Origin of the sequence: Sanguibacter inulinus (assembly GCF_013415325.1) — a bacterium.
In the GTDB taxonomy this organism is placed as follows: Bacteria; Actinomycetota; Actinomycetes; order Actinomycetales; family Cellulomonadaceae; genus Sanguibacter; species Sanguibacter inulinus.
Genome location: NZ_JACBYE010000013.1, coordinates 48,164 through 62,091, shown reverse-complemented (window position 1 = coordinate 62,091; position 13,928 = coordinate 48,164). Strand labels below are relative to the sequence as shown.

10 protein-coding genes and 4 tRNA genes are annotated in these 13,928 nt (G+C 71.1%); 8 read left to right on the top strand and 6 right to left on the bottom strand.

Going from position 1 to position 13,928, the window contains the following annotated elements; all coding sequences use genetic code 11:
- Positions 1–4: 4 nt before the first annotated feature.
- A tRNA-Leu gene (locus HZZ10_RS07505) sits at positions 5–86 on the bottom strand.
- A gap of 103 nt (positions 87–189) precedes the next feature.
- Positions 190–666: a thioredoxin-dependent thiol peroxidase gene (bcp, locus tag HZZ10_RS07500; RefSeq protein ID WP_179913034.1), complete on the bottom strand. Its 477-nt coding sequence runs from the start codon at positions 664–666 to the stop codon at positions 190–192.
- A gap of 371 nt (positions 667–1,037) precedes the next feature.
- On the opposite strand from bcp, the gene HZZ10_RS07495 reads away from it, so the two are divergent.
- The 3 genes from HZZ10_RS07495 (at position 1,038) to HZZ10_RS07485 (ending at position 2,680) form a co-directional block, all read left to right on the top strand.
- The gene (locus HZZ10_RS07495; RefSeq protein ID WP_179913033.1) at positions 1,038–1,385 is read left to right on the top strand and encodes a hypothetical protein; all 348 of its coding nucleotides are present in this window, start codon (positions 1,038–1,040) and stop codon (positions 1,383–1,385) included.
- A 124-nt stretch (positions 1,386–1,509) separates the two neighbouring features.
- Positions 1,510–1,585: transfer RNA gene (locus tag HZZ10_RS07490), tRNA-Lys, on the top strand.
- A 183-nt stretch (positions 1,586–1,768) separates the two neighbouring features.
- Positions 1,769–2,680 carry an ATP-grasp domain-containing protein gene (locus HZZ10_RS07485; protein ID WP_056129687.1) on the top strand — a complete coding sequence of 304 codons (912 nt, stop codon included), beginning with the start codon at positions 1,769–1,771 and terminating at the stop codon, positions 2,678–2,680.
- 138 nt (positions 2,681–2,818) lie between these two features.
- On the opposite strand, the gene HZZ10_RS07480 is transcribed toward HZZ10_RS07485, so the two are convergent.
- Positions 2,819–2,894 (bottom strand) — tRNA-His (locus tag HZZ10_RS07480).
- Positions 2,895–3,200: 306 nt separating this feature from the next.
- The gene (gene orn / locus HZZ10_RS07475) at positions 3,201–3,869 is read right to left on the bottom strand and encodes an oligoribonuclease (RefSeq protein ID WP_179913032.1); all 669 of its coding nucleotides are present in this window, start codon (positions 3,867–3,869) and stop codon (positions 3,201–3,203) included.
- 444 nt (positions 3,870–4,313) lie between these two features.
- Between orn and HZZ10_RS07470 the strand changes: the two genes are divergently transcribed.
- Entirely contained in the window at positions 4,314–5,132 is an 819-nt protein-coding gene (locus tag HZZ10_RS07470; RefSeq protein ID WP_179913031.1) for a phosphatase PAP2 family protein, read from the top strand.
- A gap of 144 nt (positions 5,133–5,276) precedes the next feature.
- Here HZZ10_RS07470 and map read toward each other — a convergent pair whose 3' ends face one another.
- Together map and rnhA are read right to left on the bottom strand one after the other, a co-directional pair.
- Entirely contained in the window at positions 5,277–6,044 is a 768-nt protein-coding gene (gene map / locus HZZ10_RS07465; RefSeq protein ID WP_056129693.1) for a type I methionyl aminopeptidase, read from the bottom strand.
- A 36-nt stretch (positions 6,045–6,080) separates the two neighbouring features.
- Positions 6,081–6,569, bottom strand: a complete 489-nt coding sequence (gene rnhA, locus HZZ10_RS07460) for a ribonuclease HI (RefSeq protein WP_179913030.1) — start codon at positions 6,567–6,569, stop codon at positions 6,081–6,083.
- A 143-nt stretch (positions 6,570–6,712) separates the two neighbouring features.
- On the opposite strand from rnhA, the gene HZZ10_RS07455 reads away from it, so the two are divergent.
- The 4 genes from HZZ10_RS07455 (at position 6,713) to HZZ10_RS07440 (ending at position 13,876) form a co-directional block, all read left to right on the top strand.
- Positions 6,713–6,788, top strand: a tRNA-Arg gene (locus HZZ10_RS07455).
- A 387-nt stretch (positions 6,789–7,175) separates the two neighbouring features.
- Positions 7,176–7,628 carry an ATP-binding protein gene (locus HZZ10_RS07450; RefSeq protein ID WP_179913029.1) on the top strand — a complete coding sequence of 151 codons (453 nt, stop codon included), beginning with the start codon at positions 7,176–7,178 and terminating at the stop codon, positions 7,626–7,628.
- 444 nt (positions 7,629–8,072) lie between these two features.
- Complete coding sequence (locus tag HZZ10_RS07445; RefSeq protein ID WP_179913028.1) at positions 8,073–12,629, top strand: DUF7927 domain-containing protein; 4,557 nt, start codon at positions 8,073–8,075, stop codon at positions 12,627–12,629.
- Between the two features lie 329 nt (positions 12,630–12,958).
- On the top strand, positions 12,959–13,876 hold the full coding sequence (locus HZZ10_RS07440) for a tyrosine-protein phosphatase (protein ID WP_179913027.1): 918 nt from the start codon (positions 12,959–12,961) through the stop codon (positions 13,874–13,876).
- Positions 13,877–13,928 lie beyond the last annotated feature (52 nt).

Here is a 13,928-nt window from a genome sequence, read left to right as displayed (position 1 = left end):
CCAGTGCGCGAGAGGGGACTCGAACCCCTACGTCCGAAGACACCAGGACCTAAACCTGGCGCGGCTGCCAATTACGCCACTCGCGCTCGCCGTGCAGTCTACGCGGCTGCTGGTCCGTGACCGTGCCGCAGACCGTCGTGCTCGGCCGACGGCGTGGCTGGTCGGCAGACCAGCCACGCCGGACGGAGATCAGGCCGCGTCGATGCCGAGGTCGCGGCGCAGCTTCGCGACGTGGCCGGTCGCGCGAACGTTGTACTGCGCCAGCTCGATGCGCCCCTCGGCGTCGATGACGAAGGTCGACCGGATGATGCCGGTGACGACCTTGCCGTAGAGCTTCTTCTCGCCGTAGGCGCCGAAGGCCGTCGCGACAGACTTGTCCTCGTCGGAGGCGAGCGGGAAGGTCAGGTGCTCCGACGTGACGAAGCTCTCCAGCTTGGCGACAGGGTCGGGGGAGATCCCGACGACCGTGAACCCGGCGCCCTGGAGCGAGGCGAGAGAGTCGCGGAAGTCGCAGGCCTGGGTGGTGCAGCCCGGGGTGCTCGCAGCGGGGTAGAAGTAGACGATCGCCCGCTTGCCGGAAAGGTCGGCCGACGAGATCGTGCCGCCGCCCGCGACGGGCAGCGAGAACTCGGGGGCGAGGTCCGTGGGGGAGAGGCGGGTCGTCATGGGGCTCCTCGTGTCTGTGGGAGACGGTGCTGTGATCAAGGCTGATAAGAGCTGGTGTGCAGGAGGTGCTGGGCGGCTCGTGCGCCCAGGTCGCTGCTCGCACTGCCCGTGCGAGAGCGCACCGTGCCGCGCCGCCCGCGGCTCAGACTACGCGCCGCGACCGACCTCGACCGTGAGGCGAGCAGGTGTGCTGCGCGGCACGTCGGGTGCGCGCGAGTCGTCCAGGCGAGATCCAGGGAGGGCGTGGATGATGGAGATGGCCGCACCTGTGCGGACCCCTCACCACATGGGCACATCTCTCCATTGTGGTCCGGCTCACTCCTGGTGTTGAGTGGGCTGATGGGGAACTCCACGTGGGAAAGGTGGCTGTGATGCTGACGAGCCGTTCTCGATCGACCGAGGTGGACTCCGGTCAGGGTGCAGCGCTCCCGCGTCGTGTCCCGGGTGCCAGCCAGCGCGAGACCGAGGCTGTGGCGCCTGTCGTCGCCTCGGCGGTCCCGTCCGACCTGCGTGAGCGCCCCGCGGCAGACCTCGACGTCGACGACACTGCGTCGCCTGAGATTGACCTGTCGGGGCTCCCCGACCTCCCGGACGTCAGCAGCCTCCTTGCGCGTCTCGTCGACGAGCGGATCCCCATGGCCCTGCTCATCGACCTCGTGAACCCGGCCGCCCCGGTGGTCGACGACGAGGTGGACAGAGCACCTTCTGACGTGGGGTAGAGTTATCACCGAAGTCGAGCGGTGAACATCAACCAAGGGCTCTGGTCCTTGGTTTTTCACTGCGCAGACATCAAGCAGATCCGATTGGCGCTCAGGCGTCAGAGGCTGCTAAAGTTTTCACCGCGCGCCATTAGCTCAATTGGCAGAGCAGCTGACTCTTAATCAGCGGGTTCCTGGTTCGAGTCCAGGATGGCGCACCACAGAAGGCCCGGGATCATCACGATCCCGGGCCTTCGTCGTTCTCGGAGGTCGCCCGGGGGAGCCATGATGAGTCGTCGTCGGAGACGAGAGCGCCGAACGTATATCCGGCCTCTCGCTGTGAGTCGCGACTCTTCTGCACGCGCCCCTGCGCCCTCGTGCGCCGCGCTCGCTATCCTGGGCTGGTGCCGACAACCCGTGTAGCTCTCGCGACCTGTTCCGTCCTCCCTGACCTGGACCCTGACGACACCCCGCTGCTGGGTGCGCTCGCGGAGCGCGGCATCGACGCCGTCGCCGCGGTGTGGGACGACCCCGAGGTCGACTGGGACTCCTTCGACCTCGTCGTGGTCCGGTCCACCTGGGACTACTCCCAGCGTCAGGACGAGTTCATCGAGTGGGCCCGCAAGGTCCCGCGCCTGGCCAACGACGCCGAGGTGCTCGCCTGGAACACCGACAAGTACTACCTCAAGACCATGGGCGAGATGGGCATCCCGATCGTCCGCACGCTGTGGCTCGACCCTGACCGTCACCTCACCTCCCAGGCGATCCACACACGCCTGCCCGCGCACGGTGACTACGTCATCAAGCCGACAGTCAGCGCGGGAGCCCGCGACACCGCGCGCTACCAGGAGAACACCGCCGAGGCCCGCGGCCAGGCGATCCTGCACGCCCGCGAGCTGCTCCGCTCGGGGCGTCACGTCATGGTCCAGCCGTACCAGAACCAGGTCGACGTCGCGGGTGAGACCGGTCTGATCTTCGTGGGCGGCGAGTTCTCGCACGCCGTCCGCAAGAACGCGATGCTCTCGCGGGGTCACCGCCCGACCCAGGGGCTCTACCAGGAAGAGATCATGCGTGCGACGGAGGCCACCGAGCCTCAGCTCGCGCTGGCCCACCGTGCCCTCGAGGCTGCCCGTGAGGTGCTCGGGGACCCTGCGGCAGACATGCTCTACGCCCGCATCGACATGCTGCCCGGAGACGACGGCGAGCCTGTCCTGCTCGAGCTCGAGTTCACCGAGCCGTCGCTGTTCCTCGCGAAGTCGCCCGGAGCCCTCGAGCGCTTCGCCGATGCGATCGCTGCGCGCGCGACGAGGTCCTGACGCAGGAGCCTCCTCACGGACGCAGGACGCGCCGGCAGCCCTCTCCAGGGGTGCCGGCGCGTTCGTCGTCTCGGGGAGCGTAGGGCGCTCTCCTGGAGTACGACGAAGGCCCCCCGCTTCCGCGAGGGGCCTTCTGCATGGGGTGAGTAACGGGACTTGAACCCGCGACCCCCTGGACCACAACCAGGTGCTCTGCCAGCTGAGCTATACCCACCATGCGTCTGCATCCGGTCCGTCTCCGGGCCGAACGAGATCACGTGGTCCGGCGTACCGAACCGTTGAGAATCCTACCTGGTGTTTCAGGTGCTCGGCGACACTGTGTCGGCCCGGACGACGAGCTGGGCTGCTGCACCCCCGGACAGGGCATCCGGAACCGCGAGATCTCGCGGTTCTGCCTGTCGGCATGTGACGCAGGTCAAACTCCCGCCAGGACCGTCGGGACGTCGCCGGGCCTCTCGGTGCAGGTCAGCGGCAGGTCAGCGGCAGGTCAGCGGCATCCCGGCGACGGGACAGCTGCAGGTCAGCGGCCTCCGGCGGTGCCGAAGGCCTCCGGGACGGAGAGCGTGCCCGAGACGGAGTCCTGGGCGATGCTCGTGGCGAGCGCACGGGAGGTGGCCGTGTCCGGGCCGGGCTGGGGGACGAAGAGCGCCGACCTGTAGTAGCGCAGCTCGTCGATGCTCTCCAGGATGTCGGCCAGGGCGCGGTGCCCGCCGTTCTTGGTGGGCGAGGCGAAGTACACGCGCGGGTACCAGCGTCGGGCGAGCTCTTTGATCGAGGACACGTCGATGATCCTGTAGTGCAGGTGGGCGACGAGGTCCTGCATGTCGCGGTCGAGGAACATCTTGTCGGTCCCGACCGAGTTGCCGGCCAGGGGAGCCTTGCCGGGCTCCGGGACGAAGCCGCGCAGATAGTCGAGCACCTGCGCCTCGGCATCGGCCAGGGTGGTGCCGCCCGCGAGCTCGTCGATGAGCCCGGAGCTCGTGTGCATGTCGCGCACGAAGTCGTTCATCTGCTCGAGCGCCTCGTCGGGCGGCCGGACGATGACGTCGATCCCGTCACCCAGGACGTTCAGCTCGGAGTCGGTGACCACTGCGGCGACCTCGACGAGGGCGTCGGCGCCCAGGTCCAGGCCTGTCATCTCGCAGTCGATCCAGACGATGCGGTCGTTCTTGCTCTGTGTTCGTGCCACGGGCTCAGCCTACGGCGTGCACGAGAGAGCCCCGTCGCCGGGAGGGTGCTGACCCCGGCGACGGGGCTCGGTGGCGGCGCTCACGCGTCGCGGTGGAGGAGGTGTGCGATCCGAGCCCAGAGCCGGGCTGCGAGAGACCGGGTGTGCGGGGCTCGGCGGGCTCGTGCGATCTCTTGCACGAGCCGGTGGCGTTCGAGCTCGAAGAGCGCGAGGTCGCCGTGGGGGTTCAGGGGGTGCATGGTGTGGTGCTCCGTGACTGTCAGGTGTGCGGGCTCAGGTGTCGACTCCTGAGGGCCCATGACGTCACCGCGGTGTGGCACGAGCCAACCACCTGGCCGCTCTGCCGCGCACCCTTATTTCCGCAGCGGACCTCCCGTAGACACCTCGCGTACCGCCCGCACACCTCCCGCTGCCGAGCCGTCGGGGCGAGGGTAGTGTCGGCTGATGCCCTCACGAGAGACCGCCCGTCGCGTCCCAGCGCTCCTGCCCGGGCTGCTGCTCGTGATCCTCGGGGCGTCGGGCTTCGCGGTCCTGCTCGACGCCGTCCTCGAGCGTGACGACCTGGCAGGCCTGGACCAGCCTGCGCTCGAGTGGCTGGCGGACCACAGGACAGGTTGGCTCACCACGGTGTTCACGACGATCACCACGGTCTTCGGCCCCTACGTCCTGCCGGTGATCGTTGCCGTCGGCTGCGGGATCTGGGGCTGGCGGACGCACCGCTGGCGCGACCCGGTGATGCTCGTCGGCGCGATGGTCTTCTCGACGATCGTCTCGACCGTGGTCAAGGCGCTCGTGGCTCGTCCTAGGCCCGCGGGAGATCTCCAGACCGTCCCGGGCGTGGAGTCTTCCTTCTCCTTCCCGTCCGGCCACACGATCGGGGCGGCGACCCTCGTCCTCGTCGGCGGGTACCTGCTGTGGCGCGAGGCGCGCACCCGGAGCGCCTTCGTCGAGTGGACAGTCGTGAGCGTCGTGGTGGTGCTGGTGGTCGCGGCGAGCCGGCTGTACCTCGGCTACCACTTCATCACCGACGTGCTCGCGGGGGTGTGCCTGGCTGTCGTCACCCTCGGGGTGGTCGTCGGGATCGACCGCTGGCGCGGTGCGTCTGTCGGAGCGACCCACGGCGAGGAGATCACGCTCGCGGCGCGCGAGGAGGACGCCAGGCTCGGCTACGGAGCCGCTGGCCCTACCGCGGCGAGCCCCACCCCTTCCGCCAGGCAGGCGCCGCAGGACCCTAGGACAGCAGACGACCCCTCCGACCGCTGACGGTCGGAGGGGTCGAGAGGTGCAGAGCGGAGACGAGGCCGGGAGGCTCGCTGACATTCCTCGGCGTTCCGGGAAGTGACAGCGCCTGGGCGCTGACCGCGCAGCGCCTCAAGGCCGAAGTGCCCGGGGGGCGTGTCTCGTTCCTCAGAGAGCCGTGAGGATCATCGGCCCGTCGTCGGTGATCGCGATGGTGTGCTCCCAGTGGGCGGCGCGTGCACCGCGCGGTGAGCGCAGCGTCCAGCCGTCGTCGTCCTGCACGTAGTCTCCGTGACCGTCGGCGATGAACATCGGCTCGATCGCGATGACGAGGCCGGGCGTCAGCTTGAGTCCCTTGCCGCGGCGGCCCTCGTTGGGGACGAAGGGGTCCATGTGCATCTCGGTGCCGATGCCGTGCCCGCCGTGGTCCTCGAGGTTGCCGAAGCGTGCCTTGCGGGCGACCCTGGACACGGCGTGGCCGATGTCGCCGATCGTGCTGCCCACCTGTGCTGCGGCGATGCCGGCGTCGAGCGCGGCCTTGGTGACGTCGACCAGGCGCTGGTCCTCGGCGCGCGGTGTCCCGACGATGAAGCTGCGGGCGGAGTCGCCGCACCAGCCGTCGAGGACAGCCCCGAAGTCGATGCTCACGAGGTCGCCGTCCTGGAGGGCGTAGTCCGTCGGGATGCCGTGCACGATCGCGTCGTTGACGGACGCGCAGATGACCCCGGGGAAGGGGACGGGGGCCCAGTCGGGGTGGTAGTCGAGGAAGGGCGAGGTCGCGCCGGCGTCGGCGAGGACGCGCGCGGCGACGCTGTCGATCTCCTTGAGCGTCACGCCGACCGCTGCGGCGTCCTGCATGGCCTGGAGTGCGCGGGCGACCACACGGCCGGCCTCACGCATCTTGACGATCTGGGCGGGGGTCTTCATCTCGATCACGTCCCGAGCCTACTGCCCGAGGATGGTGCGAGGGCGTCAGCCGCGGGCGCGGACCTCGTCGACGCCGCGGTTCGCGAGCTCGTCGGCCTTCTCGTTGCCGACGTCGCCCGAGTGGCCCTTGACCCACGTCCACGTGATGGTGTGCCGTGCGACCTGCTCGTCGAGGGCCTGCCAGAGGTCGACGTTCTTGACGGGCTTCTTGTCACCGGTGCGCCAGCCGTTGCGCTTCCAGCCTGCGATCCACTTCGACATGCCGTTCATCACGTAGGTCGAGTCGACGTGCAGGTTGACCACGCACGGCCTCTTGAGAGCTCGGAGTGCCTCGATGACGGCCGTGAGCTCCATCCGGTTGTTGGTGGTCACGGCCTCGCCGCCGAAGAGCTCACGCTCGTGCCCGCCGGCCTTGAGCCACGCGCCCCAGCCGCCGACGCCCGGGTTGCCCTTGCACGCGCCGTCGGTCCAGATCTCGACGGTGTCGTCCTGCTCGGCGGGCGGGTCGGTCGGTGCGGGGGAGGGCTGCGTCATGCACACATCCTCTCAGGGCGAGGGTGTGGTCGAGGCCCCGGCGGGGGCCGTCCACCCACCCTGTCAGCACCTGTCGGTGCCGTGCAGAGACCGCGCGCCCTCGCCACGTGCTCGACGCCGCAGGTCTCGCATAGGATCGACGTGCCTCCGTAGCTCAGTGGATAGAGCAAGAGCCTTCTAATCTCTAGGTCGCAGGTTCGAGTCCTGTCGGGGGCACCAGGTCGTCGGGTGGGTCGGGTGCGGCCGTCCGTCGCCACCCGTGCGTGAGCTCGACCCCCCGGCTGTGCACAGGTACCCGGCGTGCGAGGGTGACGATCTCGTCGGACGATGTCTCCAGGTGACCGACCGCGGAGGTCGCCTAGCTCACGAGGACGGACGCGCAGACCTCGCCGACGACGGCGGGGCGAGCGCGAGGCGATCTCGGCGAGAGCCGAGGTCTTCGTGCGCGGTGCCACGCCTCGTGCCGACGAGACACCGCCAGCCGACCCGCTCGGGCCCTCGAGCGGGTTCCGCCCTCGGCCCACGTCCACGCCTGCGCGCCGCCCCGAGGTCCTGTCCGGGGGTTCCACGCCCGACGCGCAGGGTTCGTCAGACCCTGGAGAGTGCATGCCGTCGATCCCGCTCGCCCCGCTGCCGCAGCACCTCGAGACCGTCCAGACCTGGACGCTCGACTCGGTCTCAGAGCTCGGCAGGCTCCGGCGAGAGCTGTCGGAGGCGCTCCTCGAGTCCCACCCTGAGCACGCGGCGGCGCACGGCGAGCTGACGGAGGGCATGGTCCTGGTCTGCAGCGAGCTCGCGACGAACGCGATCAAGCACGGTCGTCCGCCGACAGTCGTCAGGCTGCTGAGCGACGGCGTCTACGTCCTCGACGTGATGGACCACGACCCTGTCAGCATCCCGGCCATCGCTCGCGGGCGCGGCGCTGGGGAGGGCGGCTTCGGGCTGGTCCTCACCGACATGTTCGCGGCCCGGGTCGGCTGGTACTCGGGGGACGAGACCAAGCACATCTGGGCGTCGTTCCCGGTCGACGAGCGGCGCGACGACGGCTCCGAAGGCTGACGCAGCAGCCGCCGCGCGCGAAGGTTCGTGCTCCCGTCCCGACACCCCGCTGCCCCGTCTCCCTTGACCGGGCCACAGCCGCGCGGTCGGGGAGACCTCCACTCCCGCACGGTCTCCCACGCGTCCCGTGAGGCCCGCTGTCCCGCCGGGGTGACACCGGGGTGCCCCCTGGACGTGCCGGGGTGAGCCACGGGTGGGCCTGGGGTGACCCTCGACCGAGCGGCGGGTGGTCTGCGCCCGGCTCGGGGTGAGGCGGCCTGCCCGCGACGGGTGACGACCGGGGTGGACGACGGGCGAGCGCCAGGTCACGGGCCGGACCGAGCGGGTGCAATCCGGGTGAGGGGCGGGGTGGTTGAGCGATCTCCCCGCTGGTCGCCGGTCTCCCGGGCCTAGCGTCGGCGACAGGCAAGACGTCTCGGAGTCACTGTCGCTGGAAGGTCGATCATGAAGAGAAGAGCAGGAAGTCTGGCCGGGGGAGGACTACGGTCCCTCGCCAGCAGAGCACGCTTCGCCGTCGTCGTGGTCCCGTCGCTCGTGCTCGGGGGTGTGGTGAGCGGCGCTGCTCTCCCCCCGGCACCTGCGGCGGCGTCCGAGGAGCTCGTCGAGACCGCTCGCACCGCCGCGAGCGCTCCGAGCCCCGACGATCTCGCAGCGGTCGACCCCGCGCAGACGACGGTGCCGGACCCGGCTCCTGTCGTCGAGCCGGAGCCTGTGCCGCCGGTCGTGGAGGAACCCGCACCTCCAGACCCTGTCGACCCCGCACCGCCGGCTGTCGAGCCCGCACCTGTCGAGCCCGCACCCGTCGACCCGGTGCCTGTCGGACCGGCAGCCCCCGGACCTACCACGCCTGAGCCGACGGTCCCCGACCCGGCGACCGACGAGCCCGCGACACCGACGTCCCCGGCTCCTGCGCCCCAGTCCCGCTCGGCTGCCCCGCAGCCCGGCGTCCCAGACGCCGCGGCAGCGGTCGACGACGAGGTCGTCCCTGCCGTGGTGCCCGACCCCACGACCACCCAGTCGGTCGTGACCGTCAAGGTCGGCGGCATCCGCACGACCCTGACCCAGGTGTCCCCGCTCGCCGGCGTGACGCTCCAGCTCTTCGACGGGGGGACCGCTGGCGCGACGACCCCGAGGCTCGAGCCGTGGGCGACCTGCGTCTCTGACGCGACCGGCGACTGCAGCTTTGTCGTCCCCGAGACCGGTGACGGCGGCGTGAACCGTGACGCGAGGTTCTGGGTCAAGCAGGCTGGCGCCGCGCCGAGCGGCTACTTCGCCAACGCGGCTCTGGCTGTCGGCGGCGACACGACGTCGCAGACCTACCAGTTCCGCACAGGCCTCCAGCTCCGCGGCGGCACCACCTACACCTCGACCACCGACTTCATGGTGAGCTCGGGACGCGGGTTCACGGCCTCGGGCGGCATCTGGCAGAGCTCGCTCGCCGACCCGGGCCTCCCGGCCCAGTGCGGGCTGCGTGTCGCGCTGGTCGTCGACCTCTCCGGGTCCGTCGGCCGGTACATCACCGAGATGCGCGGCGCAGCCTCGACTTTCGTCGACTCGCTCACGGGGACGCCGAGCTCGGTCGCCCTCTTCACCTTCGCCGACAACGCCCCTGCGGCGACAGGCGCGAACCTCGGGCTGACCCCGGTCTCGACCCCCGCGGGTGCGCAGACCGTCAAGAACCGCATCGCGAGCTACACCGCAGGTTTTGACACCAACTGGGACCGTGGCCTCTACCAGGTGGCGGCCTCGTCGACGGCCTTCGACGTCGCGGTGGTCCTCACCGACGGGAACCCCACGGTGTACGCGGCCCACGAGGGCCCGGGTGACCTCACCCGCTTCCGCGAGGTCGAGAACGGCATCTTCTCCGCCAACGCCGTCAAGGCCGAGGGCACCCGGGTCATCGCCGTCGGTGTCGGCGACGGGCTCGGGGGTGCCCCCGACAACCTGCGCGCGATCTCCGGTCCTGCCGCCGGGTCGGACTACTACCAGACCGACGACTACGCCGAGGCGGGCGAGGCCCTGCGCGACCTCGCGCTCGGCACGTGCAACGGGTCGGTGAGCGTCGTCAAGCAGGTCGTCCCGTCCTCCACCACAGGCGAGACCGTCACGGGGGCCACCCCCTCGGGCGGCTGGACCTTCGAGGCGAGCACCTCGAGCCCCGGTGTCACACCGTCCGAGCAGTCGGGCACCACGGTCTCCGGGACGGGCGCCGTGAACTTCCCGCTCGAGTACGCGGGTGGGTCGTCGACGGCGACGGTCACCGTGACCGAGCAGCAGAAGGACGGCTTCACCCTCGTCACGCAGGCCTCGAAACGGGCTGTGTGCACGGACATCGCCACGGGCGACCCCGTCGAGGTCACCAACGACCCCGACGACGCGCTCGGCTTCAGCGTCGACGCACCGGCGACGGCCGCGATCACCTGCACCGTCTACAACAGGGCACCGCAGCCTCAGGCGAGCCTGACCGTCGACAAGGAGTGGGTGGTCAACGGGACCACCTACACCGAGGGCAACCAGCCGATCGGCCTCGCCGCGCAGCTCACGGTCGACCAGACCCCGCAGCCCTGGTCCTCCCCGCGCGACGGCTTCGTCGAGGGGGCGCAGGTCGAGGTCGCCGAGACCACCGCGATCACCGGTCGCGACCTCTGCGAGGTCACCGGCTCGCGGATCACCGAGCAAGACGGCCAGACGGTCGACCTCCCCGTCCCGTCGACGATCACCCTCGAGGCCGGAGACGGCAACCGCCTCACGGTCACCAACACCGTCACCTGCGAGGCAGAGCTCACGCTCGTCAAGCAGGTGGCCGGCGGACCGGCTCAGCCCACCGACTGGGCCCTAGACGCCGTCGCACCGGACGGGTCCCTCCCCGGCCCGTCCGGTGCGACGGGAACTCCCGGCGCGACAGCCCTGGTCACCCCGGGCGTGCGCTACCCGCTCGTGGAGTCCGGAGACGGACGCTACGTGCAGACGATCCGGCCCGGCGCCGTGCTCGTCCCACCCTCGACAGGGTCGTGGCAGTGCGAGCAGGTCACCGAAGACGGCACAGTGGTCCCAGGCTTCAACGACGGGATCAACGGCGGTGTCACCGTCCCGCTCGGGTTCCGGGTCCGGTGCACCTCGGTGAACCAGTCGGCCACGCTCACCCTGGTCAAGGAGGTCGTCAACGACGACACCGGGACCGCCGAGCCCGCCGACTGGTCGCTCACAGCGACCCCCACGGGCGACGTCCCTGACGACGTCGTCACCGAGAGCGTCACCGGCTCGACCGAGGGTGTGACGGTCCAGGTCCGACCCGGGACCGTCTACGACCTCACCGAGTCCGGACCCGAGGGCTACGCGCTCGCCTCCCTCGAGTGCAGCACAGGCCCAGGGGACACCTTCGTCCCCGCGACCTCGGTCAACCTGGCCGCGCTCGACTCGGTGACCTGCGTCTTCGTCAACGACGACGTCCCCCCGCCGCCCTCGTGGCTGCTGTCCAAGACGAGCGACCCCGCCGACGGCTCCGTCGTCACCGAGGGCCAGACCGTCACCTACACCCTGCACGCCGTCAACGACGGGCAGGTCGACGTCCTCGGAGCCACAGCTGTCGACGACCTCACCGACGTGCTCGACGACGCGACGCTCGTCGAGCCCCTCGACCCGAGCCTCGCCCTCGACCCGGAGACCGGGCTGCTCACCTGGCAGCTCCCCGACCTCGTCGTCGGAGCCGCAGAGGCGACCGTGCAGTACGCGGTCGTGGTCTCCGAGGTCGAGACCGCAGGGACGCTCCACAACGTGGTGACTGCCGGGACTCCCGGTGGGCGCTGCCCGGCCGAGCTGCCGCCCGTGGGACGTGAGCTCGCCGCCGCGACCTTCCTGGCGGGAGCCTTCCAGGCCCTCGTCGAGAACGGCTGCGAGACAGACCACCCGACGGGGGAGGTCGACCTGTCGGTCGCCAAGACCCACGCGGCTGTGGTCGACGACGCCGTCGACTCCGGCTCGGGCCAGCGCCTGGACTACACGGTCGAGGTCACGAACGTCGGCGTCGACCCCGCCGCCGACGTGGTCGTCACCGACCCGCTGCCGGACTCGGTCGACTATGTCGAGGGCACGCTGGTCGTACCCGCAGGCTGGACGGCGCAGATCGTCGACGGGCTGCTCACAGCCAGCTCCGACGGCGACCTCGCCGCCGGGGAGGTCGCGACCTTCACCTACGCGGTCCTGGTCGGTGACGTCCCGCGGGCCGTCCCGGGCGGCGCCCACGACGACATCGTCAACACCGCCTGCGTCTCCTCGGCAGGGCTCGACGCCGACCTCGCAGACAACTGCGCGACCGACACGGTCCCCGTGAAGTCCGTGGCCGTCACGGCGCTCGCGGTCTGCGTGAACGACACGCCGTACGTCTCGTACGAGGTCACGCCGTCGAACGTCGTGGGAGACCCTGTCGTCGCCCTGATCTGGTGGACCGCAGCGGCCTACGAGGCCCGGGACGTGACGATCGGTGCCGCCGACACCGCAGCGCTCCTCGCCGACGGCGCCTCGCAGGTCGACCGGGTCACGCTGCCCGACGGCTGGGTCCAGGGTGACACCATCACGGGCGAACAGCTGTGGCCCGGTGCTGCTGTCGACGCCGACGGTGATCCCGTCGCCTGGCCCGGCTGGACGCAGAGGGCAGACGGCACATGGTTCCTCGACCCTGCAGCCCCGTTCTACGAGCTGCGCGGCGAGACCGTCGTGGAGGTCCGGGTGAACCCGTCGACAGGGTCGACCCTCGTCTACCCGCCGGCGACCCCGGACTGCGACGCCAACCCACCGGTCGTCGACCCGCCCACGGTGGCCCCGGCGTCCGGCGCGGTGCCCCGCGGTGGTCGAGGTGTCGTCTCCTCGCCGTCGTACCTGCCTCGCACCGGGGCCGAGATCGGCGCGGCGGCCCTGCTGGGCACCGGTCTGCTCGCCCTGGGGGCGATGCTCGTCGGGAGCCGCCGCAGGCGTGACGGGCTGACGCGGGACGGGAGGCTGTAGCGGCCGGCGGCGTGCCGGAGCGGTGAGGGTCGGGCTGCGGACGCAGCCCGACCACCGGTGGCGGGGCCCCACGAGCACCTGGGTCCCCGCCACCGGTGCGCGCCCGCGCAGGTGCCGCGGTGCATGCCTGCGCAGGTGCGCCTCGGTCGTCGTGCGCGTGGTACCTGTCTCGGAGCACCCGGTCGGGCGGCTCGGCTCCTGGGACGCCCCGTGGGTGCACCTGGACGGCGAGGCCCAGCCCCGTGGTCGTCGGCCCTCACCGCTCGCGAGTGCCCGGAGCGTGCCAGGGTGGTCTCAGGACGACCGACTGGCCGACGAGAGGCAGACGCATGGACCAGGCAGCACAGGCGAGCGCGACCCCGACCGCAGGAACCGTGACGCACGACCACCCGGTGCTCGACCTCGCCGGGACGTGGAACGCCCGTGACGTCGGTCGTCCGTCCGCACCTGGCGAGCCTGGGGGAAGCAGCGCCGGCAGCTCCGCGGGTGACGCAGGACCAGGGCCGGTGCTGCGCGGCGGGGTGCTGCTCCGCTCTGCCTCGCTCAGCACTCTCGCTCGTGAGGGTGTCGCGACGCTCGAGCGCCTCGGTGTCTCTGCGGTCCTGGACCTGCGGGGCGACCACGAGGTCGAGCGCGACGGAGCCGACGTGCTGCCTGCCGGGACCCGCCAGGTCCGGCTGCCCTTCGGCGACCTCGGCCGCTCGCACGCCGAGCCCGAGGGCGCCGGGGCCCAGGGCGCTCCGGCCGACCCGCGGGAGATGCTCGCGCGCCTCGCGAGCAGCGACGACCCCGCTGCGGCGGGGGAGAACCTCATGCACCGCCTCTACGCAGGCTTCGCCGAAGATCCTGCCGCGCTCGAGGCCGTCGCGGGAGCCTTCGAGACCCTCGCCTCCGAGCCCGGAGCCGTCCTGGTGCACTGCTCGGCAGGAAAGGACCGCACGGGCTGGGTCGTCGCCGTCGTCCAGCTGCTCTGCGGGGTCTCGCGGGACGATGTCCTCGAGGAGTACCTGAGGTCGGCCTCGTCAGCCCCGACGCTCGCGGCCACGCTCCCGGACGTCCCCGGGGTACCCCCGGCGTTCTGGGCAGCGTTCACGACAGTCCGCCCCTCGTACCTCCGGACCGCCCTCGACGCCGTCGAGGACACCTACGGCTCCCTCGAGGCGTACGCCGAGGCAGCAGGCGTCACCCCGGACGTCCTGGCCGCCGTGCGGGCACGCCTCGTCCGGCATGCCGGCCAGACCGGGTGAGATCGGCAGGCCTCACCCGGCGCGCGCGTTTGGCCTGACCACCGTTGCGGGC

What these genes read in the sequence shown, in the direction of transcription:
- bcp (WP_179913034.1), bottom strand. Translation starts at nt 666, where the DNA reads ATGACGACCCGCCTCTCCCCCACGGACCTCGCCCCCGAGTTCTCGCTG.
- HZZ10_RS07495 (WP_179913033.1), top strand. Translation starts at nt 1,038, where the DNA reads ATGCTGACGAGCCGTTCTCGATCGACCGAGGTGGACTCCGGTCAGGGT.
- HZZ10_RS07470 (WP_179913031.1), top strand. Translation starts at nt 4,314, where the DNA reads ATGCCCTCACGAGAGACCGCCCGTCGCGTCCCAGCGCTCCTGCCCGGG.
- rnhA (WP_179913030.1), bottom strand. Translation starts at nt 6,569, where the DNA reads ATGACGCAGCCCTCCCCCGCACCGACCGACCCGCCCGCCGAGCAGGAC.
- HZZ10_RS07450 (WP_179913029.1), top strand. Translation starts at nt 7,176, where the DNA reads ATGCCGTCGATCCCGCTCGCCCCGCTGCCGCAGCACCTCGAGACCGTC.
- HZZ10_RS07445 (WP_179913028.1), top strand. Translation starts at nt 8,073, where the DNA reads ATGAAGAGAAGAGCAGGAAGTCTGGCCGGGGGAGGACTACGGTCCCTC.
- HZZ10_RS07440 (WP_179913027.1), top strand. Translation starts at nt 12,959, where the DNA reads ATGGACCAGGCAGCACAGGCGAGCGCGACCCCGACCGCAGGAACCGTG.